Source organism: Knoellia sp. S7-12, assembly GCF_040518285.1.
Classification (GTDB): Bacteria; Actinomycetota; Actinomycetes; order Actinomycetales; family Dermatophilaceae; genus Knoellia.
Window position 1 is genome coordinate 2,176,937 of sequence record NZ_CP155449.1, and the last position, 21,921, is coordinate 2,198,857.

Below are 21,921 nucleotides of genomic sequence, written 5' to 3' on the forward strand. Positions count from 1 at the left end.
CACCGCACCGTCTGTGGAAAAGCCTGCGGCGGAATCTCCACTTTTCGGCACGATCCCGTCATGACCTTCGATGACCTGCCCAAGAACTTCCGCGAACTCTCCGTCGACGACCCGATCCTGCGAGCCGATGCCATCGACCTCTTCGTCGGGCTGCATGACCGCGAGGAGGGCTGCTTCGCGATCGTGCTCCTCGATGAGGAGCACCGGGTCGCCCAACCGGTCCTCATCACCGAAATGGGTGACGCTGACCCAGCCGCCCTGACAGCGCCCGTGCGAGCCCTCCTGACCGAGGTCCGTCCGCCAGCCATCGTGAGCGCTCTGGGGAGGCGAGGATCTCCGTTGTTCACCGACACCGACCGTGCCTGCCATCAACTGCTGGTCGACGTGTGCCGCGAACTGCAGATCGAACTCATCGGCGCCTACGTCGCCACCGAGAACCTGATCCGCGAGATGCCGGACCACCTGCGCATGGCGTCCTAGCTAGCGCGCGATCGGTCCGTGGCTCGCCTGCGTCACCGTGACGAGAGCCTCGGGGGAGAGCTCGATGTCGAGACCGCGGCGCCCGCCGGACACGAGAATCGTCTCGTGCTCGAAGGCTGAGACATCGACCACCGTCGGGAGCAATCGCTTCTGTCCCACGGGTGAGATCCCTCCGAGCACATAGCCCGAGCTGCGCTCTGCCGCAACGGGATCCGCCATGGCGACCTTCTTCACGCCCAAGGTGGACGCCATCGCCTTGAGGTCCAGGGTCCGATCCACCGGCACGATGCCGACTGCCAATCCGGTGCCGGTGGAGACGAGCAACGTCTTGAACACGCGGGCCGGCTCGACACCCAGGGCCTGCGCGGCCTCGAGCCCAAAGGACTCCGCCGCAGGGTCGTGCTGGTAGGCCCGGACGGCATACACAATCTTTGCCTTGGTCAGCGCAACGGTTGCCGGCGTGCCAACCGAACCGCCGCGAACCTTCCGTTCCATGACAGGCGAGTATGCCGTGTCGTCACTCCTTGGTGGTGAAGATGCGGATCAGGGCGGCCGCACCGGAAAGGGCCACGACCACGAGCCCATAGATCGTGGCAGTCGTCTCCAAGCCCAATCGGGGAGCAGCGAAACCAGCAGCCACCGCCGGCAGACCGAAGGCGAGATAGCTGACGACGAAGACGCTGGAGAAGAGCTCACCGCGCTGCTCGGGCCCGACTGTCGGCGAGATCGAGCGCATGATGCCCAGGAACGATGTCCCGAAGCCCGAGCCGGCCACGATCGCGGCGAGCAAGAATCCGGTGAGCGACTCAGTGCGCAACGCCACGAGGGTGAGCAGGGTCCCGAGGGCAAGCATCGCGGTGCCGTAGATCGTGATCTGTCGGGGGGTGCGGTTGCGGAAGAGGTACGAGCTGAGCGCACCGGTTCCGGTGAGCACCGCGACCACGGATCCCTGGGCGAGGTGAGTGCGACCACCCAGGAGCTGCCCGACGATGGGCGCCCCCAACGACAGGTAGAGACCACCCGTGGCCCAGCCTGCGAACAGAGCCGGTGCGCTGCGTTGGAAGGCCGGACGCGCTGCGGCGGGGATGCCCACCCGCGGCCGAAGCGAACGACGCCAACCCTCGTGTCGCGGGGACGTCTCGGGGAGCGCCAGAACGGCAAGGGCCATGAGGACATAGACGCCGGTGAGTGACGCGAAGACGATGGTCAGGGCGTGTGTGGCGCTCGCGTCAAGCACCAGACCGCCGATGAGCGCGCCGGCGGCCAAGCCGCCAAGCGGTGTCACGCTGTTGAGCGTGGCTGCCAAGCCGGGGCGCGAGACGGGTTCGAGGTCGGTGACCGCTGCCGTCATCGTCGACATGAGCAGTCCGGCGGCCAGACCCTGGACGGCACGCGAGATGAGGAGCATGGCGACGCTGTCGGCATGCCAGAAGCCCACCATGCTCACGGCGAGGATGCTGAAACCAGCAGCCAGCACGGGGCGACGCCCAATATGGTCGGAGAGCGATCCAGTGATGAGCAGGGTCGCGAGCAGCGCCAGGGCATAGACACCGAAAATCGTGGTCATGGTGCCAGCAGAGAAGCCGAGCTCGGCCTGAAGCACCGGATAGAACGGCGACGGAGCACTCGCACCGACCATGAGCGCCACGACCGAGACGAGCGCCAGCGCGAAACCGGAACTGCGACCCAGGCGGCGTGTGCTGTCCGACTCGAGCGTCGGTGGCGTCGACGGCGTCGGCTCCGTGGTCGCTCCTTTGCTGGTCGGGATGCTGCTGGTCACGCTCATGACGGGCCTCTCGGACGAAAACACGGTTCGAAAGTTATCGAACTATGGATTCGGACTCGGCATTCCCGATTCCCACGATTTGGTTCGATTATTATCGAACCATGCCCACGAACCAGGTGCTGCCCCATCCAGACATGAAGGACGTCGCACTCACCGACGTCCTCTTCGCCCTGAGCGACCCGGGCCGGCTGCAGATCGTCCAGGATCTGGCCGGCGGCCCGCTGGAGATGGCTCAGTGTGGGGCGACGAACCCGGCCCTGCCGAAGTCGACGAAGTCGCACCTCATGAAGGTGCTGCGTGAAGCCGGTGTCGTTCGCAATGAGCCGCAGGGCCGAGGACGACTGGTGTCACTACGCCGCGACGAACTCGATGGGGCTTTCCCGGGGCTGCTCGACAGCGTCCTGAACGCGCCGAAGGCCTGACCCTCAAGTCGAGGATCAGGCCTTCCGACTCTGCAGAACGTCAGGTGAGGTCGCGCACCGAGGCGTCACGACTCGCGGTCGCACCTGCCATCGCTGCGGCATGAACCTGATCGACGTCGGTGTTGGAGCTCCACCACTGCTGGCCGGCTTCGGGCAGCGTGTAGATCGGGTCGTAGTAGACGTACTCGCGAGAGAGCGCCTGCTCGTCCGCTCCCTCGATCGACGTGCGGTAGTTCTTGCGCCAGAACGACATGCCCTTGTCACGGTCATAGGTGTCGACCTGGTGCACCCAGCGCTTGCCGACGTACGGCACGTCGCACACGATGCGAGGGGTGGCGAAGCCGGGGAGATAGCCCATGATCGAGTGCTGCAGGTGCTGCGCCTCGTGGAGCGCGAGGCGCCAGTGCTCCGAGAACGGGATCATGTCGCACATGTAGAAGTAATACGGCGTGATCATCGCTTCGTCCTGCAGCGCGAAGCACAGGTCGAGCAGGTCCTCGCTCGTGTCGTTGATGCCGCGCATGAGGACGCCCTGGTTGCGGACGTCACGCACGCCGGCCTCGAGCATCGCCTTGGACGCCTCGGCCACGAGCGGGGTCACGGACTGTGCGTGATTGACGTGAGTGTGGATCGCCAGGGAGACCCCACGCGAACGCGCCAAGGCAGAGACGCGAGCCACGCCCTCGACGACGTCGGGCTGCAGCCAGTGCTGCGGCAGACCCATGAGCGCCTTGGTCGCGAGGCGGATGTCGCGGATGTTGTCGATGCGCATCAGCTTGTCGAGGAAACCTTCGAGGTTCTTCCACGGCATGTTGGCGACATCGCCGCCGGAGACGACGACGTCGCGCACCTGCGGGGTGCGCTGGAGGTAGTCGAGCATCGCGGCGTGGCGGTCCACCGGCTTGCCGGCAAGCTTGAGCTTGACGATCTGAGCCGTCGAGTTGCCGACGAGGTCCATCCGCGTGCAGTGGCCGCAATACTGCGGGCACGTCGGCAGCATCTCGGCAAGCACCTTGGTGGGGTAGCGGTGGGTCAGGCCCTCGACCGCCCACATGTCGTGCTCATGGAGGCTGTCGCGCGCCGCGAACGGGTGCGAGGCCCAGTCGCTGCGACGGTCACTGAACACGGGGAGCATGTAGCGGCGCACCGGGTCGGCGAGGAACGCCTGCGTGAACGCGGCGCCGGCGGTCGGCATCGAGCCCTCGGCCCACGACATCTCGCTGACCATCGTGTTGAGCATCTGCGGGGGGACGAGCATCGACATCGTGGCCCGCTCGACCTGGTCCCGCTCGAGGTCGCCATAGAACTCGTCGGTGAGGAGGTCGCCCATGAGCTCCCGCAGTTGAGCGACGTTCTTGACGCAGTGGGCGCGCTGCCACTGGGCGCTGGCCCACTCGTCCTTGGTGACCGCACGCCACCCGGGAAAGCGGGTCCAGTCGGGTTCGACGAGCTCGCGACGCCGGTAGACGTAGGGCTGCTCGATGTTTGTCGTCATGCATGCGAGGATACGGATAGACGGCTCGTAAGTCACCTTCATCCCCGCAATATTTGCTGCCTCGTGTTGTCAGACAGGAGAACTTCCCGTGCCTCAGAAGCCATCGGTGAGCACGACGAGCTCGCCCCTCGGCGTCCACCGCGTCCTCGAGCCGCTCGGCGAGTCGCTGCCGCAGTCCGCGCGTGTCCTCGACGCCCGACCCGAGATCTGGCCCGACGAGGTCCGCATCGACATCGAGACCCTCAACCTCGACGCGGCGTCCTACCGACAGCTCCACGACAAGCACGCCGGAGACGGCGCGGCCATCCGCTCGGAGGTTCTCGCCATCGTGGGGGAGCGCGGCAAGATGCAGAACCCCGTCACCGGCAGTGGCGGAATGCTCATCGGCACCGTCGCCGAAGCCGGCCCCGAGTCCACCCTCGGTCTCACCGCGGGCGACCGCGTTGCCACCCTTGTCTCCCTGTCGCTCACGCCGCTCGCCATCACCGATGAGCTGGAGCATTGGGACGGACTGGGGGAGCGGGTCCCTGCCTCCGGTCACGCGATCCTCTTCGGCCGCTCCATCGCGGCGAAGCTCCCTGACGACCTCTCGCCCGAGCTTGCGTTGATGGTCATGGATGTCTGCGGCGCACCTGCGCTCGTCGCCCGGACGATCAGCGGGTATGCCGGCCGTTCCACTCACGTCCCGAACTCGCCAAATCCGCCCCTCCGGGACACGACCCTCGTCCCGCGGGAGGGGAATTGGCGAGTTGGGGACGAAGTGGTGGGGCCGTCCGTAGTCGTGCTCGGGGGCGCAGGCAAGTCCGGGTCGCTCTCGCTCGCTGCCGCGGCGGACGCAGGCGCCACCCGCCGAGTTGCTGTCGTGCGCGACGCCGCCGAGGCGGATCTCCTCGACGGCACCGGCCTCGCGACCCACGTCGTCATCGCCGACGCGCGCAACCCGATCGGGCTCACCGAGGCCATCGCGGCCGTGGGTGGCCCGGCCGACCTCACCGTCGTCTGCGTCGATGTGACCGGCTGCGAGCAGCCCGCGATCCTCGCGACGGCCGAAGGCGGCACCGTCATCTTCTTCTCGATGGCGACGAACTTCGCCGCGGCCGCCCTCGGGGCAGAAGGCCTGGCTGCCGACGTGACCATGCTGGTTGGCAACGGCTACGTTCCGGGTCACGCGGCATACGCGCTGGAACTCATTCGCGGCAACGATGCGGTGCGCGAACTCTTCGAAAGCCGACTCGAAGCACACTGACGGTGTGACTTCCGGGGGCGAGCGGACATTTCGAGGTGTGGATGACCTCGAAGATCTCTTCCGTGAGCACGCGGACCGGATTCATGCCTATGCGCGACGACACGTCGGGCCCGACTCGGCCGACGACGTCGTGTCCGAGACGTTCCTGGTGGCGTGGCGTCGTCGAGAGGTGCTGCCCGACCGTGTCCTGCCCTGGCTGATCGTCACGGCACGGCACATCATCGCCAACCAGCGACGGTCGGGCAGGCGCGCAGACCAGTTGTGGCTCAGCGCTGTTCGTGACCTCTGGCAGGCGCCACAGGCTATGTCTCCTGACGAGGCCATGGTCGAACGCGAGCGCCATCTGGAAGCGTTGGCGACGTGCACCCGACCGGAGCGCGAAGCGCTGCTCCTGGTTGCGTGGGATGGGCTCACCCTCGCCGAGGCCGCGGCTGTCGCAGGTTGTTCGGTTCGCGCCTTCACGGTGCGGCTCAGTCGAGCTCGCGGACGGATGCGGGCCGCCATCGGTGAGGACGACTCGACGCAGCCTGCCCCTCTTCTCGCCATCGTCCAGGAGTTGTCATGACACACATCCTCGAAGTGCGACGTCCCACTCCAGAGTCGATCGAAGACCTCTGGGGCGCCGACCGCAAGGCCGCAACCCTGACCTCACTCCTTCGCTCTGCGGAGGCTGCGGAGATGGATGCCGAGGGAGGCGTCGCTTCGTTGACTTCGCTCTTCGGGGCCGCAGAGCCCGCAGCTCCCAAGAGGAGCCGGCTTCCCTCTCGACGTCTGGGCCTTCGGCGTGCGGCGCTTCTCTCCGGAGCTGCGGCCTTGCTCGCGGCAACTGTCGTCGTGTCCCCGGCGCTGATCGGATCCGAGTCGACCTCAGCGACTGCGGCGATCGAACCGCTCGTCGTCATTGCGGAGAACGCTGACCCAGTCGTCATCCCCGATAGCTCGTTCCTTCATGTCGTGACCGTGGAGAAGCTCGGCGAGGCGCCCCGCACCATGGAAAGTTGGATGAGCTCCGAGGGTCACCTGTGGCGTCGCGACTCATTTCCCAACGGGGAGGTTCGACTCAACGACTTCGGCGTTCAGGACGGGCCTTTTGTCGACGGGCCGAGCCCGATGGATGCGACGGCATTCCCAGATGAACCGAAAGCCCTTCAGTCACTGCTCCGGGAAAAAGTCAGTAGGTCCAGTTCGGAGAACGAGGCCGTTTTCGTCGCCATCGGCGACCTGGCTCGCAGTGGTCTTCTGCCACCCAAGGTTCGCGCTGCTTCGCTGGAGGTGATCGCGGCCCTGCCCGAAGTCAGGGCAACCAAGACGGTTGTGGGGGGCCGGCCGATGGTCCGCGTGGACTTTGCGGACAATTCCATTCGCAAGGACCAGGTCTTCACGTTGGTGTTCGACGGCACGACGGCCGAGCTCGTCGAGGAAAGCGGAACGTTCCGCGGGGTCACGGACACGCGTGTGGTCATCACCCGCCGTGAGGTCGTCTCGGCGATGCCTCCTGGCCTGGCTGAACAAGCTGCTGCAGAGGAGATGGAACGAAACGAGTGGCTCAGGAACTGCAACGGCTCGATCCCCACCCCTGCTCATTTCGACTGCGCAACGGTGCCCAAGACCTTGCAGTAGGTGGGCGGTCTGACCCCTCGGTTTGATCAGTCGAGTTCAGGCTGCCGAAGTCCACTCGATGCGGTGATCGCCTGACCCGGCCGTCAGGAACTCGAGCAGCCGCTCACCTTCGACGTCGACCTCGGCGCCGGCCTCGGCGCGGGTGAGCCCGCCCAGAGGTGAGATGACGAGCACGGTGGACGTGGTGTCGGCGCGCGTCGTCCAGGTCGCGCGTACCCGGCCGTCGACCAAGAGGTAGCGCGCACCCATGATGCTCAGGCCCTTGTCGGCGTCGTCGATGATCCGGGAGCGGTCATCGAAGCCGAGGACTGCGTTGTCGAAGGATGGCAGGAACCGTGGGGGAGCGGGAGTCTTCGGATCCGGCAGCGTCCCATCGGGGACGTCGAGCAGGAGCCGTCCCCGCTCGTCGCGGAACGTGACGAGGTCGGGCATGAGTGACGTCACCGCAGCGGGCAACCCGGTCAGCCCCGACCACGATCGGATGTCAGCCGTGGCGGCCGGGCCGTAGGCGCGCAGATAGCGCAACACCAACATCTCGGCATCAACGGCGCCAGGTTCCCCGACGTCGGGGATCGGCCGTTCGAGCCACGATGTGATGAGCGTGTTGTGAGCGGGTCCCTGCTCGCGCCACAGCCCGCGCGGTGGCACCTGGAGCAACGGCACAAGTGAGCTGATCGCGTCGCCGAGGTCCCGGGCCGCAGCATCTGGCCATTGATCGGTCAGTGCTCGTCCGGCATCGGGCAGCTGCCTCGGGTCACCCTCGAACAGTGGAGTGGCGGCATCCCTGAGGTCCGCCTCGTCGACGCCGACGAGGCGTGAGCGCAGCACCGACCGCATCCGTTGCTCGAGCATCGGTTGATGCAGCGCTCGCAGACCCAGGCAGTCAGCGGCGCTGAGCAGGTGGATGGTGCGACGCATCATCAGGGTCCGGACGACCTGCCGGCTGTCGAGCAGCTCACTCGCCGCCACGGGGTCGAAGTCGAGGAGCCTCGAGAAGAGTCCGACGTAGGGCTCCTGCGGCTCCTGCGCCTGCAGCCCGACCAGGTGCTCGGTGGCCGTGACCACATCCAGGGGTGAGCGTTGGAGGAGCAGGTTGCGGGCGAGCAGCGCCCGGTTGAGTTCCCGTTGCCCCAGCGTTCTCATGGGCACGACTCTAGGAAGTCACGCTGACACCGGGGCACGAACGACCTCAGCCCGCTCGACGGAGGGAGGATTTCCGGTCCAGCGTGTGCTGGGCCGAAAGTCCTCCCTCTCACTGTTAGATTTGCCGCGTGTCTTCGCGTACCTCACCCCTTCTCGAGCTCGACAGAGCCGATGTCCGTCGTGCCCGCACCCTCGCCCGCAAGGTCGGCAAGCCGGTGGTCGACATCACCAGCCGTCACACGACCGTCTCGGTCGAGCGGGCCACCCTGCGGCTCGCCGGCCTTGCTGGCGCCGACCATGAGCGGGTCCCGTGGGTCAACCATCTCGTTGACGCCGTCCGCGAGAGCGCCGGCCTCGAACACGGTGTGACGCTCCCCGTCTGGGACGCCTTGCGCCGCGGCGCCGCCCCCGACCTGCTGACTCTTGCGCAGATGGCGAGCAGCCGGTCCGTCGACTTCCGCGTCCCCGAGGGCAAGGACGCCACAGCGGTAGCCAAGCAGTCACGCACTGCGGTGGCACGCGGCATACGCATCATGGACTCACAGCGCAAAGCGCGCGAACGGCTCATCAAGCGCCACGGGGACCCCAAGCAGCGGCCGTGGATCTATCTCATCGTCGCCACCGGCGACATCTATGAGGACATCCCGCAGGCTCAGGCCGCTGCCCGCGAGGGCGCCGACGTCATCGCGGTCATCCGCTCCACTGGGCAGAGCCTGCTGGACTACGTGCCGGAGGGGGCAACGCGCGAGGGCTATGCCGGGACCTACGCCACCCAGGAGAACTTCCGGCTCATGCGGGCCGCGCTCGACGAGACGAGCAAAGAGGTCGGTCGCTACATCCGGCTGACCAACTACGCGTCCGGGCTGTGCATGCCCGAGATCGCGGCGCTCGCGGGCATGGAGCGGCTCGACATGATGCTCAACGACTCCATGTACGGCATCCTCTTCCGCGACATCAACCCGATCAGAACCTTTGTGGATCAGCGGTTTTCGCGTCAGGTGCACGCGCGCGCCGGAATCATCATCAACACCGGCGAGGACAACTACCTCACGACGAGCGACGCCGTCGAGGCCGCGCACACGGTCACGGTGAGCCAGCTCCTCAACGAGTACTTCGCCAAGGAGGCCGGGCTCGAGGACTGGCAACTCGGGCTCGGGCACGCCTTCGAGATCAACCCCGACCTGCCCGACTCGTTCCGGATGGAACTCGCCCACGCATTGCTCGCCCGCACCCTCTTCCCGGACGCGCCGCTGAAGTGGATGCCGCCGACCAAGCACATGACCGGCGACGTGTTCAAGGGCAACCTGCTCGACGGATTCTTCAACCTCGCGGGCGCCCTCACCGGCCAGAGCATCCTGCTCGTCGGGATGATGACCGAGGCGGTCGTCACGCCGTGGATCTCGGATCGCGACATCGCGCTCCAGAACGTCCGCTACGTCCTCAACGCGGCCGGTGGGCTCACCGAGGACTTCCACCCGCCACGCGACGGGTTCATCCAGACGCGTGCCCGCCACGTGCTCGGCGAGGCCATCGACCTGCTCCAGCAGATCACCGACGAGCCCGGCAAGGCACCGCTTCTCGAGGCGATCGCTCACGGCACCTTCGGCGAGATGAAGCGGCCCGCCACGGCTGGCAAGGGCCTCGACGGTGTCATCGTTCGCGCCCCCGAATACGACAACCCCGCCATCACCCTCCTCGAGACAGGAGCCACCCGATGAGCGTCACCGACATGCCCACGACCCCCTCGGTCATCCGGCCCTATGGCGACCAGACCGGCGACGGGATGGTGCAGGTCTCCTTCACCCTGCCGATGGCCAACGGCAAACGCGCCGACGGAGCCGCCCTCCAGCTCGCCGGCAAGATGGGCATCGAGCCGGCGATCGTCGTGCACAGCAAGCCCATTGGCGACGGCTTCACCTTCTTTGTCGTCTACGGGTCGGTGAAGCACCTTGTCGAGCCCGACCTGGTCGAGGTCATCGAGCGCGAATTCCCTTTGCTGTCAGGCAAAGAGATCAACACCGCGATCAAGCGGCACTTGCGCCGCAAGCTCGTCGTCGTGGGGGCCTGCATCGGCACCGACGCCCACACCGTCGGCATCGACGCCATCCTCAACATCAAGGGCTTCGCGGGGGAGAAGGGCCTCGAGTACCACCGCGAGATCAAGGTCGTGAACCTGGGCGCGCAGGTCCTCATCCCCGAGCTCGTCGAACGCGCCCGTGAGGAGAGGGCCGATGCCGTCCTGGTGAGCCAGGTCGTCACCCAGCGCGACGCCCACATCCACAACACGACAGCGATGTCGGCCGCGTTCCGCGAGGCATTCCCCGCAGGCAAGGTGCCGCTGCTCGTTGTCGGCGGGCCGCGGTTCGAGGAGGGCTCGGCGGGGAACCTGGGCGTCGACCGGATCTTCGGCCGCGGCACCACACCCGGCGAAGTCGCGAGCTACCTCGTCCACGCCCTCGTCGCGCAGGGCCCCGCCGATCGCCAGAGCAAGGGAGCATGAACACCATGACCGAGACCGCCGCTGGCATTCCCACGGGCACCACGGTGCTCCACCGCCGCTACGTGCCTTACAGCCACGCGCACTACGCCGGCAACCTCGTCGACGGCGCCTACTCGCTTGCCGCGTTTGGTGACGTGGCCACCGAGATGTGCATCGTCACCGACGGCGACGAAGGGCTGTTCGCGTCCTACAGCGACGTGCAGTTCCTCGCTCCCGTCCGCGCCGGCGACTGCATCGAGATCGAGGCCACCCTTGTCCGCGTGGGCACGCGCAGCCGCGAGATGGAGTTCGCCGTGCGCGTCGTGGCCCGGGGCAACCCCGAGCGTGGAGAGTCTGCAGCCGACGTCCTCGAGCCGCCGATCGTGGCGACGACGGCGCGCGGTGTCGTGGTGGTGCCGCCGCGCTGAGGTTGGTGACCTACGGTGGCTCCGTGCCACCCAAGATCCCGTATGCCGTGCGCCTCACCGGTGCGATCCTCGCTGGGATCCTGTTGTGGCTGGCCTTCCCTGACCACAACCTCTGGTGGCTCGCGCCGATCGCTGTGGCGCTCCTTGGCGCCGTCACGATCGACGTCGGTGCCCGACGTGGGTTCGGGCTCGGTGTCATCGCTGGTTGGGCGTTCTTCGTCCCGGTCCTGTCGTGGTCCGGGGTCTATGTCGGCAAGTTCCCCTGGTTCGCGCTGGCCACGCTCGAGGCGCTCTACTTCGGCGTCATGTGCGCGGTCGTCGGCTTCGTCGGCCAACGTCTCCGTCCGCGGTGGGGACAATCGGTGTATGCCGTGATTCCCCTGGCATGGGTCGCTCAGGAGCTCGCCCGTGGAACGACCCCGTTCGGCGGATTCCCATGGGCCCGGCTGGCATTCAGCCAGGCCGACAGTCCACTCGTGAACTGGGCACAGTGGCTTGGGGCCCCCGGGGTGACTCTCGCCGTCGCAGTGGTTGGCACCCAGCTCCTCATGGCTGCAACGGTTCTGCAGCGAAACCCGCGCGAGTCATTCGCCATTGCTGCCGTGACCGTTGCCTGGGTGGTGCTCGTTGGATTCATGACCCCGAGCACCGATGGACGTCGCGTCACCGTCGGGCTCGTGCAGGGCAACGTGCCGCGACCCGGTTTGGAATTCAACGCCGAGCGCCGGGCGGTCCTCGACAACCACGTCCGCGGGACCGAAGCGCTGGCGGAGCGAGCGAAGTCCGACCTGGGGGAGCGGGTACCCGAACCGTTGAGCCTGGTCGTCTGGCCCGAGAACGCGTCCGACATCGACCCGATCCGCAACGCCGACGCCGCAGCCCAGGTGCAACGCGCCGTAGCCGCGGTCGGGGTGCCGGTCATCGTCGGGGCCGTCCTCCAGGAGCCGGAGCCCCAGGTCTCCAACGTCTCCCTCTTCTACCCGCCCGGGGGAGGGGAGCCCGAGCGCTACGTCAAGAACCACCCCGTCCCCTTCGCCGAATACATCCCTTACCGCTCCTTCTTCCGGAACTTCAGCGACAAGGTCGATCTCGTCACCAAGGACTTCGCCAAGGGCACCGACCTCGGAGCGTTCCGGGTCGACGCCCCGTCCGGTGCATACTGGGCGCTGCCGACCATCTGCTTCGAGGTGGCCTACGACGGATTGATGCGCGACTCAGTGACCCAGCAGGGCAAGGACGCGAGCCTCCTGCTCGTCCAGACCAACAACGCGACGTTCGGCTACACGGCCGAGTCGGAGCAGCAGTTCGCCATCTCACGGATCCGGGCTATCGAGCACGGTCGATCCGTTGCACACGTGTCGACCGTCGGGGTGTCCGGCTTCATCGCCCCGGACGGATCCGTCACCGGCAAGACGGGGCTCTTCACGGCCGAGCAGCGGATTGGCTCGGTGGCGATCCGCACCGACCGGACCATCTCCGACCAGCTCGGACCGTGGCCGGAGCGGGGCGCGGCTGTGGCGCTCATCGCCCTCATGGTTGTGGCCGGACTGCGTGGTCGACGGGATAGGGTCGAACGACCTGTTTCGGCGCCACCCACGAAGGACCACGTTGACTGAGCGTCCACCTCTCGACCGCGTTGTCGTGCTCATCCCGACCTACAACGAGCGCGAGAACCTCCCGACCATCCTCGACCGGGTCCGGCGTGCCGTCCCCGAGATCGATGTCTGCGTCCTCGATGACAACTCACCCGACGGCACTGGTGCCCTCGCCGACGAGTTGGCCGAGGCCGACGACCGGGTCCACGTCCTTCACCGAGCCGGCAAGGAAGGTCTTGGCGCGGCATACCTCCACGGTTTTGCCTGGGCGCTTGCGCAGGGCTATGACGCTCTCGTCGAGATGGACGCCGACGGGTCGCACCGCCCCGAGGACCTGCGTCGGATGCTGGCCGCCGCTGAGGACGCCGACGTCGTCATCGGATCCCGCTGGGTGTCCGGGGGTGAGGTCGTCAACTGGCCGACCCACCGCAAGGTCCTCAGCGTCGGCGGCAACATCTACACCCGCATCGTTCTTGGCATGCACGTCAACGACGCGACGGCCGGCTACCGCGTCTATCGCGCCGACGCCTTGCGCCAGATCGACCTCGGCAGTGTCGAGTCAGCAGGCTATTGCTTCCAGGTCGACCTCACCCGACGGGCCGTCCAAGCGGGTCTCGTCGTCGTCGAGGTGCCAATCATTTTTGTCGAGCGCGTGCACGGTGAATCCAAGATGGACCAGAGCATTGTGCGGGAGTCGCTGAGCAGGATCACGGTCTGGGGCGTGCAGCGCCGCGTCGACCAGGTCAGGGAACGGCTCACGCGCCGTGCTCGTTGGCACCAGTTGTGACACATCCGACCGGCTCCACCCCTTATGCGCGACGACCGAAGCGCCCCCGATGGCTCATGTTCGTGCTGGTCGGGCTCGTCCTGACCCCGATCATCGAGATCGCCGTGCTCATCGCCGTCGGCAAGACCATCGGCCTCGGGTGGACGATCCTCGCTCTGCTGCTCCTGACGGTCCTCGGCACCTGGCTCGTGCGCCGAGAAGGAGCCCGGACGTGGAAGTCACTGCGGGAGGCCTCTGAGACCGGTCGGATGCCGAGCCGCGAGATCGCCGACGGGGCGCTCGTCCTCATCGGTGGCGCCTTCCTGCTGCTGCCCGGCTTCGTCAGCGACGTCATCGGGCTGTTCTTCGTGCTGCCGTTCACGCGCGTCTTCGCCCGCCGGATCCTCGAGGCGTTCGTTGCCAGCCGAGTTCTCGTACGGATGCCGTTCCCGTCTGGGCACGGCGGACCGTCGTCCCCCGGCGCGCAGGGCACGATCCGCGGCGAAGTCGTCGACTGACGCCTGGGAAACTTCACAAAAGCGTCAGAAGGTTCTCTGGCATTTGTGAAGTTTCCAGGTCCGGTCAGATGCACGTATGCCGTGTGCCCGACAAGGGCACACGGCATACGGCGTCTGTGGGGGAGTGACCCTCAGGCGGACTTCTTCTTGCCCGGCTTCTCACCACGCGACGCGCGCAGCAGAGTGAGGCGCTCCTCCAGGAGCTCCTCGAGCTCGGGGATGGAGCGACGCTCGAGCAGCATGTCCCAGTGGGTACGTGCCGGCTTGACAGGCTTCGCCTCGGGCTCGGGGCCGCCGCCCTGGAGCTTGGCCTCCTCGCCGCAACGGCACTCCCAGACTGCGGGAATGTCGGCCTCGATCGAGAACGGGAGCTCGATCTTGTGCCCCTGGGGGCACAGGTAAGTCGTGATCTGACGCTCGCTCGGGACGACGTTCTCGTCCGTCTCCATGCTGAGGGCGCCGAGTCGGCTGCCGCGCAGGCTGCGTTCTGCCATGGGGTATCTCCCAACGAATTTGTGGATCCCGGCGGGTGGGTGCTGGCGCCGGGTGTCACAGTGTGAAACGGCTGAGGAACCGCCGTTGTTCCGAGAGCAGCGATGACGTCGCTGCCGCCCGTGCTGGGCGCAAGTCCCCCTGTGACCGGAATCACGCCCAATCGGCGCGACGGATCAGTCTAGCGGATCTAAACCACCGCTGGCACATCGTTGCCAGCCTCGAGGATGCCTCGACGCATGTCGACCTTCGCGAGCAGGACACCACCGACGACGAAGAAGAGGATGAGCGCGAGAATGGCGGGTCGGTAGGAATCGGTCACTTGATGCACCACGCCGAAGATGACAGCGCCGAACCAGCTCGTGCCGCGCTCGAGCGCCTGATAGAGACTGAAGAACTCGGCCTCGCGATCGCGGGGGACCAGCTGGGAGTACATCGAGCGACTCAGTGCCTGGGTGCCACCCATCACCAGACCGATGCCGACACCGAGCGCGAACAGCGCCCCGGTGGCCCTCTCGGGGACGAAGTACGCCGCAACGATGACCAGCACCCACATGACGATCCCCGCCAGGACTGTCCGCTTCGCCCCCTGGGTGCGGGCGATCCGCCCGAAGACCAGGGCGCCCCCGAAGGCCACGAACTGGACCATGAGGAAGAGCGTGAGCATCGTCGTCTCGGAGAAGCCCAGCTCAGCGGTGCCATAGAGGCTGGACTGACCGATGACGGTCTGAATCCCGTCGTTGAAGAACATGTAGGCGACGAGGAAGAGCATCGTCTGACGCAGCATACGAACGTGCTTGAAGGTGTCCTTGAGCTGGCGGAACGTGCCACCGAAGACGCCGGCCGTGGCCGCGACGACGGGCCGTTCGACGCCACGCATCTGCCACATCCCCAGGACCGGAATGAGGGAGAAGAGCCCCCACCAGAGGCCGGCCATGAGCATGCTGATCCGCACCGTCTGGCCGGTGCCGCCGAAGGTGTCCTCGTTGCTGAGCATCAGGAAGTTGACGGCGAGCAGCAGACCACCACCCAGGTAGCCCAGCGCCCAGCCGCGTGAGGACACCTTGTCTCGGTCATCGGGCGGGCAGATCCGCACGAGGATGGCGTCGTAGACCACGAGTGATGCCCCGAGCGCGATGCTCGCGATCATGAGGAGCAGGACGCCCAGTTGCCAGTTCGCGCCCTCGACGAAGAACATCAGCGAGGCGGCGACGGCTCCGATCCCGGCAAACAGGCCCATGAGTCGCGCCGGGCGCTTGGTCCGGTCGGCAATGGCACCGACGAAAATGAGCATCAATGCACCGACGAAGGTCGACAGACCCACGGTGTAGGGATGCAGCGAGCCCGGGTCGATGGGCAGACCGAGGACGCTGAGATCCGTCGCACAGTCCGCGCCCTCAGCGAGCCCGGGACAGGCCGCCTCAGTCGCGATCGACGTGAGGTACGGCCCGAAGAGCACGGTGGCGGTCGTGGTGACGAATGCCGAGTTCGCCCAGTCGTACCAATACCAAGGACGTTGGTACCGGGCGTTGGTGGAGTAGTCCTCGGCGGCAGCTCTGGCCGACTGCGTCGTCATGTGCCGAACTGTGGCACACCCGAGCGGGTGAAAGGGCGAGTATGTCTACTCAGCCTGCGTACTCCCAGTGCCACGGCTCCGGAGTGGCGCCGGACGGACTGGCCCAACTCGGGTGGAACCAGCCGTAGAGCGGAGCGTTCTGCTTCATCCACATGTGAGCGGGTGAGCCGAAGTTGTTGATGCCGCCACAGAGGTCGAGGGCCATACCCAGGCCGTGACGGCTCGTGCCTGGTTGTGCGGCGAATCGCCCGTGGCTGGCCTTGATGGCGTATTGCTCGGGGAGCGAACGGTAGGAGTCGGTGACACAGATCGGACTGCCGGTTTGCTTGGCGTAGGCCTGACTCATGGCGTTGAAGGCCGCTGCGGCGCGAGGAGTGAGCATGTCGCCGTTCGCCTGCCACAAGGGGCAGAGGGCGGACGTGGGGAACATGCCGTTGGGGTAGGAGGTTGAGGCTGTGCTGCACGCCTTGCCCACTCCCGCAGTGACGAGGGCGGGCCCAAGGACCTTGGCCAGTTTGGCGTAGGCGACCGTGGCCTCGGGGGTCTGAATACCGACGAGGTATGCCGCGATGGGGCCGGCTTTGGCGATGTCGGCGGCCTGTGACTTCTGCAGCATGGCCAACTTCTCCTTTTGGGTCTTGACGAGGGCGTCGAGAGCGGCCTTCTCGCGAACGATTTTGGCAGCGGCCTCGGCCGCGACCTTCTGGGCGGCTGCGCGACTCGTCGTGAGCTCACGCTGTCGGGCCGTCAGGGTTCGCACCTCGTCGACAGCCCGCACGCGCTGTTCGGTCAGATAGGACAGGTCGCCGAGCGGGTCGCCCACCTCGGCCTCCTCGGCTCCCATCGCATCAAGCATCGAGAGCATCTCGGCGCCGGTGCCGCCCTCGGCGTAGGCCTGGAACGCCCACTCACGAACGATGGTGCGGGCACGGTCGAGTCGACCCTGCAGCACACCGAGCTCGACATTGGCCTGGGCCGCAGAGGCGGTTGCCGCGGCCTCTGCTGATCTGGCCTCGGTCAGCGACTCGAGGAGTGCATTGGACTGCGTCGAGAGACCCTGCAACTCCTTGAGCGCGACAGCGAGTCCGGTGTTGGACGCCGTGATCTGGGCCCAGATCTGGTCGGCTGCGTCGATCTGTTGGGCCAGGTCGGTTGTCGTCAGCGTCTCGCCAGGGTCGAAGGACGTTGGCCCGTCATCCGACTGCCCGGGGGCCGGTGGCTGCCAGGGCATGCGTGGCGACGGCTTGGGTGTGGCCCTCGGTGTGGGCTCTGGCTTCGCCGTCGCCGAAGGACGCGTGGAGGACGGAAGGGGCGTCCTGGTGGATCGTGTCGTGCTGGGGGTGGGCTTGGGCGACGGCGGCGTGGCGGTCGGGATCGGGGTCGTCGTGCCCGCCGGCTCGTTGACAACGGCAGTTGGGGTGGGGACGGGTTGTGTCGGGAGGACGGGCTCTGCGGAGGCAACATCGAACGTCAGGACAACGGCCGCCGCAGATACGGTCAGTCCTGCCGCGAGCCGCGACAGTAGCTTCCGTTGCATGGTGGACGTCCACTCTCCGGGCGCGTCACCCGCGCCCCTGTGCTGACCCAGGCTTCACCCGGCGGTTCCTTCCAATCAGCGTAGATGAGGGGTCGTCCTCTTGTCAGTCCGACTGCGCGATCGCCTCAGTGACGGCCTTGGCCAGTGCGGCATGGCCCCTGTCGTTGGGGTTCGTCCCACTGGCCACCATGAGCTCCGGCTTGTCGACGAGGGGCTGTTTGGTGTCGAGATAGACGGCGTCGGCCGCTGAGGCCGCACGTTTGACAGCGGCGGCCTGCACGGCCAGCGACTCCGGCACAGGACGCAGGTCCCACCACGGGTTGACGAGATAGATGGTGGCCCCAGGAATGGCCTTCTTGAGTCCGGCGATGGTGTCCGTGACGGCATGGGCGAAGTCCTCCGCCGGAAGGCCGGAGTCGTTGCCACCTCCGGTGATGACGACCGTCGACGGTTTCGCCTTGGCAACCTCCGGAACCATGCCCTCGAAGTTGGGGCAGGCCCGGTCGCCACAGGATCCTTCCGAACCCGTGCGGACATAGCCGGTGCGCGCATGCCCGAAGTTCACCTCGGTGAGCCCGAGCCCATCTGCGACGAGCGCGGTCCAGCGCTTGGTGGGGGTCGTTGCACTCTTGCCCTCGGCGATGGAGTCTCCGAGGAAGACGACCGACCCGCCCTGAGACGTCGACGGCGACGGCGACGGCGATGCCGTGGCCGACGCGGACGGACCGGGACTCTGTCGGGCAGAAGCTTCGGGAGCCCGGCTGCGCAGCGAGAAGCCCACGAGGATCAGAGTGAGAACGAGAAGTGCGGCGAGGGCGCCGTTCTCGAGCCGGTCGGTCATGTCCTGCAGTGTTCCACGAGTCGCGCAACTGGCCGCGGAGGTAGGCCTGTCCGGTGCCTTGACCTGAGTGGACAAGGCGGAACCTTCCGTTTGACCCGGTGGTGGTCCACCGAGAAGGTGAGGTCCTCACAGCTCGTGGATCACCGCCGCCCCACAAGGAGCACCAATGCGCCGCATCCTGTCCCGGCCCGCCGCCAGTCTCGCCGGCAGCCTTGTCCTTGCTCTCGGCCTCTCCGTGCCGACCGACGGTTCGGCGGGCCTCGCCGCCGCTCAGGCGGCCACGCCGCTCACAGCCGAAGTGAATCCGTTCATCGGGACCCAGGACAACGGCAACACCTTCCCTGGTGCAAGTGCCCCCTTCGGAATGGTTCAGGTCAGTCCGGACACCGGGGGAGAGGGCGGCTACGACTACTCCCAGTCCCTGATCCACGGCTTCAGCCAGACTCACCTGTCCGGCGTGGGCTGTCCGGTGGTTGGCGAACTCCCCGTCATGCCGACGACGGGCGCGGTCACGTCAACTGACACCACGGCATACCGGAGCGGTTTCTCCCATGACGACGAAGAGGCGACGCCGGGCTATTACCGGGTCGGTCTCACGAAGTACGACATCGACGCCGAGCTCACGGCGACCGACCGCACGGGGTGGCAGCGATACAGCTTCCCGGAGGGCAAGCAGGCCAACGTCCTGTTCAACACGGCCAAGGCCAACAGCACGGTCTTCGACTCGGAGATCCACGTCGTCGGCGACCGCACGATCGAAGGTCGGATCCACAACGGCAACTTCTGCGCCGGCAAGGACCAGCACACGATCTACTTCTCGGCCCAGTTCGAGAAGCCGTTCGAGAGCTTCGGCACGTGGACCGGGTCGACCCGCACCCCCGGCAGCCGTGACGCCTCCACCGTGCGTGGTGGCAACGGCGCCTGGGTGACGTTCCCCGCGGGCACTACGAGCAGCACCCTCAAGGTCGGCCTGAGCTACACGGGGGTGCCCGGCGCTCGCGCCAACCTCGCGGCCGAGACGGGGACGTCCTTCGACTTCGACGCGACGCGAGCTGACCTCACCCAGCGCTGGGAGGACCAGCTCGGCAAGGCGCGGATCACCGGCGGGACGGACGCGCGACGCACGGCCTACTACACCTCGCTCTACCACGCCATGCTCCACCCGAACCTCGCCGAGGACGTGGACGGGAAGTACTTCGGCTGGGACGGCAAGGTCCACACCAGCGATGGATGGACCGCGCGACAGAACTTCTCGCTGTGGGACACCTATCGTCCACAGAACCAGTTGCTCGAGATCCTCGAACCCGACGTGGCGCGCGACTCCTACCTGTCGATCCTCGCCATCGGACGTGAGGGCGGATGGCTCCCGCGCTGGGCCCTGGCCAACAGCGAGACCAACATCATGACCGGCGACCCGGTGACACCGTTCCTTGTCGAGGGCTGGTCCAAGGGCTTCCTCGCCGGGCACGAGGCAGAGGCCTATGCGCTGCTGAAGCAGAACGCCACTCAGCGGCCACCTGTCGACAGTCAGTTCAACGGCCGCAGCGGACAGCACTACTACGAGAAGCTCGGCTACATCCCGTTCGGGCTCGAGCTCGGCACGGACTGCGTGCACCACGGCGGAGACAACGACTGCGTTCATCCGGCGTCGGCGACCTTGGAGTATGCCGCCGCAGATGCGTCCCTTGCTCTCATGGCAAAGCGTCTCGGGCACAGCGCCGACGCCGCGATGTTCGACGAGCGTGGACGGAGCTACCGCAACCTCTTCGACTCGTCGACGGGCACCTTCCGGCCGCGGCTCGAGGACGGCACCTGGCTCGACCCCTACGACCCCGTTGAGGCGTCGCACGCCTTCCACGAGGGCGGGGCCTACCAGTACCAGTGGCTCGTGCCGCAGGACCCGGCCGACCTCGTGAAGCTCATGGGCGGTCAGGAGAAGGCGTCCCAGCGCCTCGACGACTTCTTTGCCTACGACAAGTTGCTGACCGACCCCGAGGGGACGGTGCGCAACGACTGGATCGAGGCGACCTACGCCTACTACAGCAAGCCGACCTATAACCCGAACAACGAACCGGACCTGCTCGCGCCCTACATGTACGCATGGGTTCGTGAGCCGGCCAAGACCGCGACGGTGACGCGGGCGGCATACACACTGTTCAATCCCGGACCCGACGGGATGACCGGCAACGACGACCTCGGCACGATGTCGGCCTGGTACGTCATGTCCTCCTGGGGAATTCACCCGCCGATGAGCGGCGCGAACTACTTCGTCGTCTCGAGTCCCCAGTTCGAGCGGACCGACATCACCGTCGCTCGCCCGGAGACCGGGACAGCTCGCCAGGGTGGACGTCTCACGATCACCGCGCCCGGTGTCTCGGACGACCGTCGCTATGTGCAGTCCCTGATGGTCAACGGCTCTCGCAGCACGAAGAGCTGGATCGGTTGGGACGCACTGCGATCGGGCGGCTCATTGCAGCACGTCGTCGGCGATGCGCCGAGCTCGTGGGGCACTCGCCCGTCCGATGTCCCGCCGTCTGTGTCGACCTCCAAGGGTTCGTCCAAGGTGAGCCTCAGCATGACGGCCCGCCCCAATCCGCTTGTCCTGGGCACCGATGCGACGTCAGGCAAGTTTGTCGTCGATCTCGTCGGGCAGGCACAGAAGAGCCTGCCGGTCCGTGTCACGGTGGCCGCTCCGGCCGGATGGACCGCGGCTGAGGGTCGAAGCGATGTCGTCCTCAAGAGCAACGGAGTGCCCGCCTCGGCTTCGGTGCCGGTGACCTTGGGCCTGCCAGAGGGCGCAGCTCCGGGCGACCACCAGGTCGTCGTCACGGCCTCTGCGCCGGGAGTGCCCGACGTCGTCCGCACCGTGACGGTGACCCTCAAGGAGCCACTGACGTGTGCAGCGGCCGCCGCACCGTGCGCCGTCGACCTGGGCGCTGAGCGCAACCACGACGGGACCGCAACGGTCGCTGCCAGCAGCGAGGGCAACTTCGACGGGAGCGGATGGGCTTTTGATGCCGCGTTGCTCCCGGCCGCCGGTCCGTGGGAACACGACGGAGTCGAGTATGCCGTTCCGTCGGCTGCCGGCACCGCGTCCAACTTTGTCGAGGCTCGCGGACAGACCCTGCTCGTGCCGGCCGGGGCGAGGTCCCAACTGCGACTCATCGGTGCGACTCACAACGGTGACGTGTCGACGGCGCTGCGGGTGACCTATACGGACGGCTCCGCGGCGAACGTGCCCGTCTCGTTGACTGACTGGGCGGCTGGCAGTGGTCACAACGGCAACACCGTCGCGATCGCGATGAACCACCGCATCAAGGGTGGATCGGGTGTCGACGGCCCGCCGGTGCAGCTGTTCGCGGCGAGCGGTGCGGCCGATGGCGGCAAGCAGTTGCAGTCGATCACCCTGCCGAACGACCCACGCTTCGAGGTGTACGCCCTGACCCTCGAGTGAGGCGCGGGAATCTGTCCACAGGGCCCTGGCGGACATCTCGTTG

At 66.9% G+C, this 21,921-nt stretch carries 20 protein-coding genes; 12 read left to right on the forward strand and 8 right to left on the reverse strand.

The annotated features are described in order from the left end of the window. Positions 1 to 60: 60 nt before the first annotated feature. Positions 61 to 480, forward strand: a complete 420-nt coding sequence (locus tag V6K52_RS10505) for a hypothetical protein (RefSeq protein ID WP_353950063.1) — start codon at positions 61 to 63, stop codon at positions 478 to 480. Here V6K52_RS10505 and ybaK read toward each other — a convergent pair whose 3' ends face one another. Both ybaK and V6K52_RS10515 read right to left on the reverse strand, forming a co-directional pair. Then, positions 481 to 975 carry a Cys-tRNA(Pro) deacylase gene (gene ybaK / locus V6K52_RS10510; protein ID WP_353950064.1) on the reverse strand — a complete coding sequence of 165 codons (495 nt, stop codon included), beginning with the start codon at positions 973 to 975 and terminating at the stop codon, positions 481 to 483. It lies immediately after the preceding gene. Between the two features lie 22 nt (positions 976 to 997). Further along, positions 998 to 2,266 (reverse strand): MFS transporter, encoded by a 1,269-nt coding sequence (locus V6K52_RS10515; protein WP_353950065.1) that lies wholly within the window; start codon positions 2,264 to 2,266, stop codon positions 998 to 1,000. Positions 2,267 to 2,367: 101 nt separating this feature from the next. On the opposite strand from V6K52_RS10515, the gene V6K52_RS10520 reads away from it, so the two are divergent. Beyond that, entirely contained in the window at positions 2,368 to 2,688 is a 321-nt protein-coding gene (locus V6K52_RS10520) for a helix-turn-helix transcriptional regulator (protein WP_353950066.1), read from the forward strand. Positions 2,689 to 2,728: 40 nt separating this feature from the next. On the opposite strand, the gene V6K52_RS10525 is transcribed toward V6K52_RS10520, so the two are convergent. Next, positions 2,729 to 4,183 (reverse strand): lysine 2,3-aminomutase, encoded by a 1,455-nt coding sequence (locus tag V6K52_RS10525; protein WP_353950067.1) that lies wholly within the window; start codon positions 4,181 to 4,183, stop codon positions 2,729 to 2,731. A gap of 106 nt (positions 4,184 to 4,289) precedes the next feature. On the opposite strand from V6K52_RS10525, the gene V6K52_RS10530 reads away from it, so the two are divergent. The 3 genes from V6K52_RS10530 (at position 4,290) to V6K52_RS10540 (ending at position 7,049) form a co-directional block, all read left to right on the forward strand. After that, entirely contained in the window at positions 4,290 to 5,429 is a 1,140-nt protein-coding gene (locus V6K52_RS10530) for an L-erythro-3,5-diaminohexanoate dehydrogenase (protein WP_353950068.1), read from the forward strand. Between the two features lie 37 nt (positions 5,430 to 5,466). After that, entirely contained in the window at positions 5,467 to 5,994 is a 528-nt protein-coding gene (locus V6K52_RS10535) for an RNA polymerase sigma factor (RefSeq protein ID WP_353950069.1), read from the forward strand. 269 nt (positions 5,995 to 6,263) lie between these two features. Continuing rightward, complete coding sequence (locus V6K52_RS10540; protein WP_353950070.1) at positions 6,264 to 7,049, forward strand: hypothetical protein; 786 nt, start codon at positions 6,264 to 6,266, stop codon at positions 7,047 to 7,049. 36 nt (positions 7,050 to 7,085) lie between these two features. On the opposite strand, the gene V6K52_RS10545 is transcribed toward V6K52_RS10540, so the two are convergent. Further along, positions 7,086 to 8,192, reverse strand: coding sequence for a winged helix DNA-binding domain-containing protein (locus V6K52_RS10545; protein ID WP_353950071.1), 1,107 nt, complete (start codon positions 8,190 to 8,192; stop codon positions 7,086 to 7,088). A gap of 128 nt (positions 8,193 to 8,320) precedes the next feature. Between V6K52_RS10545 and V6K52_RS10550 the strand changes: the two genes are divergently transcribed. The 6 genes from V6K52_RS10550 to V6K52_RS10575 are packed head-to-tail and all read left to right on the forward strand — an operon-like array spanning position 8,321 to position 13,978. Further along, positions 8,321 to 9,910: a lysine 5,6-aminomutase subunit alpha gene (locus V6K52_RS10550; protein ID WP_353950072.1), complete on the forward strand. Its 1,590-nt coding sequence runs from the start codon at positions 8,321 to 8,323 to the stop codon at positions 9,908 to 9,910. Then, positions 9,907 to 10,692, forward strand: coding sequence for an OAM dimerization domain-containing protein (locus V6K52_RS10555; RefSeq protein WP_353950073.1), 786 nt, complete (start codon positions 9,907 to 9,909; stop codon positions 10,690 to 10,692). Before V6K52_RS10550 ends, V6K52_RS10555 begins: the two co-directional genes overlap by 4 nt. Next, positions 10,689 to 11,099 carry a hotdog domain-containing protein gene (locus tag V6K52_RS10560; RefSeq protein WP_353950074.1) on the forward strand — a complete coding sequence of 137 codons (411 nt, stop codon included), beginning with the start codon at positions 10,689 to 10,691 and terminating at the stop codon, positions 11,097 to 11,099. Before V6K52_RS10555 ends, V6K52_RS10560 begins: the two co-directional genes overlap by 4 nt. Positions 11,100 to 11,122: 23 nt before the next feature. Continuing rightward, positions 11,123 to 12,715 carry an apolipoprotein N-acyltransferase gene (lnt, locus tag V6K52_RS10565; RefSeq protein WP_353950075.1) on the forward strand — a complete coding sequence of 531 codons (1,593 nt, stop codon included), beginning with the start codon at positions 11,123 to 11,125 and terminating at the stop codon, positions 12,713 to 12,715. Beyond that, entirely contained in the window at positions 12,708 to 13,481 is a 774-nt protein-coding gene (locus V6K52_RS10570; RefSeq protein ID WP_353950076.1) for a polyprenol monophosphomannose synthase, read from the forward strand. The genes lnt and V6K52_RS10570 overlap by 8 nt, the downstream gene beginning before the upstream one ends. 56 nt (positions 13,482 to 13,537) lie before the next feature. Then, complete coding sequence (locus tag V6K52_RS10575) at positions 13,538 to 13,978, forward strand: FxsA family protein (RefSeq protein ID WP_353950077.1); 441 nt, start codon at positions 13,538 to 13,540, stop codon at positions 13,976 to 13,978. Positions 13,979 to 14,109: 131 nt separating this feature from the next. Here V6K52_RS10575 and V6K52_RS10580 read toward each other — a convergent pair whose 3' ends face one another. From V6K52_RS10580 to V6K52_RS10595, 4 genes are all read right to left on the reverse strand, one after another. Further along, positions 14,110 to 14,472, reverse strand: a complete 363-nt coding sequence (locus tag V6K52_RS10580; RefSeq protein ID WP_353950078.1) for an RNA polymerase-binding protein RbpA — start codon at positions 14,470 to 14,472, stop codon at positions 14,110 to 14,112. Positions 14,473 to 14,660: 188 nt separating this feature from the next. Next, complete coding sequence (locus V6K52_RS10585; RefSeq protein ID WP_353950079.1) at positions 14,661 to 16,046, reverse strand: MFS transporter; 1,386 nt, start codon at positions 16,044 to 16,046, stop codon at positions 14,661 to 14,663. A 49-nt stretch (positions 16,047 to 16,095) separates the two neighbouring features. Further along, positions 16,096 to 17,277, reverse strand: a complete 1,182-nt coding sequence (locus V6K52_RS10590) for a M15 family metallopeptidase (RefSeq protein WP_353950080.1) — start codon at positions 17,275 to 17,277, stop codon at positions 16,096 to 16,098. Between the two features lie 409 nt (positions 17,278 to 17,686). Then, positions 17,687 to 18,424 (reverse strand): SGNH/GDSL hydrolase family protein, encoded by a 738-nt coding sequence (locus tag V6K52_RS10595; protein WP_353950081.1) that lies wholly within the window; start codon positions 18,422 to 18,424, stop codon positions 17,687 to 17,689. A 166-nt stretch (positions 18,425 to 18,590) separates the two neighbouring features. On the opposite strand from V6K52_RS10595, the gene V6K52_RS10600 reads away from it, so the two are divergent. Then, a complete protein-coding gene (locus V6K52_RS10600; RefSeq protein ID WP_353950082.1) occupies positions 18,591 to 21,878 on the forward strand; it encodes a GH92 family glycosyl hydrolase in 3,288 nt (1,095 codons plus the stop codon). Positions 21,879 to 21,921 lie beyond the last annotated feature (43 nt).

Coding starts and splice junctions, on each gene's coding strand:
- V6K52_RS10505 (WP_353950063.1), top strand. CDS start 61: ATGACCTTCGATGACCTGCCCAAGAACTTCCGCGAACTCTCCGTCGAC.
- ybaK (WP_353950064.1), bottom strand. CDS start 975: ATGGAACGGAAGGTTCGCGGCGGTTCGGTTGGCACGCCGGCAACCGTT.
- V6K52_RS10515 (WP_353950065.1), bottom strand. CDS start 2,266: ATGAGCGTGACCAGCAGCATCCCGACCAGCAAAGGAGCGACCACGGAG.
- V6K52_RS10520 (WP_353950066.1), top strand. CDS start 2,368: ATGCCCACGAACCAGGTGCTGCCCCATCCAGACATGAAGGACGTCGCA.
- V6K52_RS10525 (WP_353950067.1), bottom strand. CDS start 4,183: ATGACGACAAACATCGAGCAGCCCTACGTCTACCGGCGTCGCGAGCTC.
- V6K52_RS10545 (WP_353950071.1), bottom strand. CDS start 8,192: ATGAGAACGCTGGGGCAACGGGAACTCAACCGGGCGCTGCTCGCCCGC.
- V6K52_RS10555 (WP_353950073.1), top strand. CDS start 9,907: ATGAGCGTCACCGACATGCCCACGACCCCCTCGGTCATCCGGCCCTAT.
- V6K52_RS10560 (WP_353950074.1), top strand. CDS start 10,689: ATGAACACCATGACCGAGACCGCCGCTGGCATTCCCACGGGCACCACG.
- V6K52_RS10575 (WP_353950077.1), top strand. CDS start 13,538: ATGTTCGTGCTGGTCGGGCTCGTCCTGACCCCGATCATCGAGATCGCC.
- V6K52_RS10580 (WP_353950078.1), bottom strand. CDS start 14,472: ATGGCAGAACGCAGCCTGCGCGGCAGCCGACTCGGCGCCCTCAGCATG.
- V6K52_RS10585 (WP_353950079.1), bottom strand. CDS start 16,046: ATGACGACGCAGTCGGCCAGAGCTGCCGCCGAGGACTACTCCACCAAC.
- V6K52_RS10590 (WP_353950080.1), bottom strand. CDS start 17,277: ATGCCCTGGCAGCCACCGGCCCCCGGGCAGTCGGATGACGGGCCAACG.
- V6K52_RS10595 (WP_353950081.1), bottom strand. CDS start 18,424: ATGACCGACCGGCTCGAGAACGGCGCCCTCGCCGCACTTCTCGTTCTC.
- V6K52_RS10600 (WP_353950082.1), top strand. CDS start 18,591: ATGCGCCGCATCCTGTCCCGGCCCGCCGCCAGTCTCGCCGGCAGCCTT.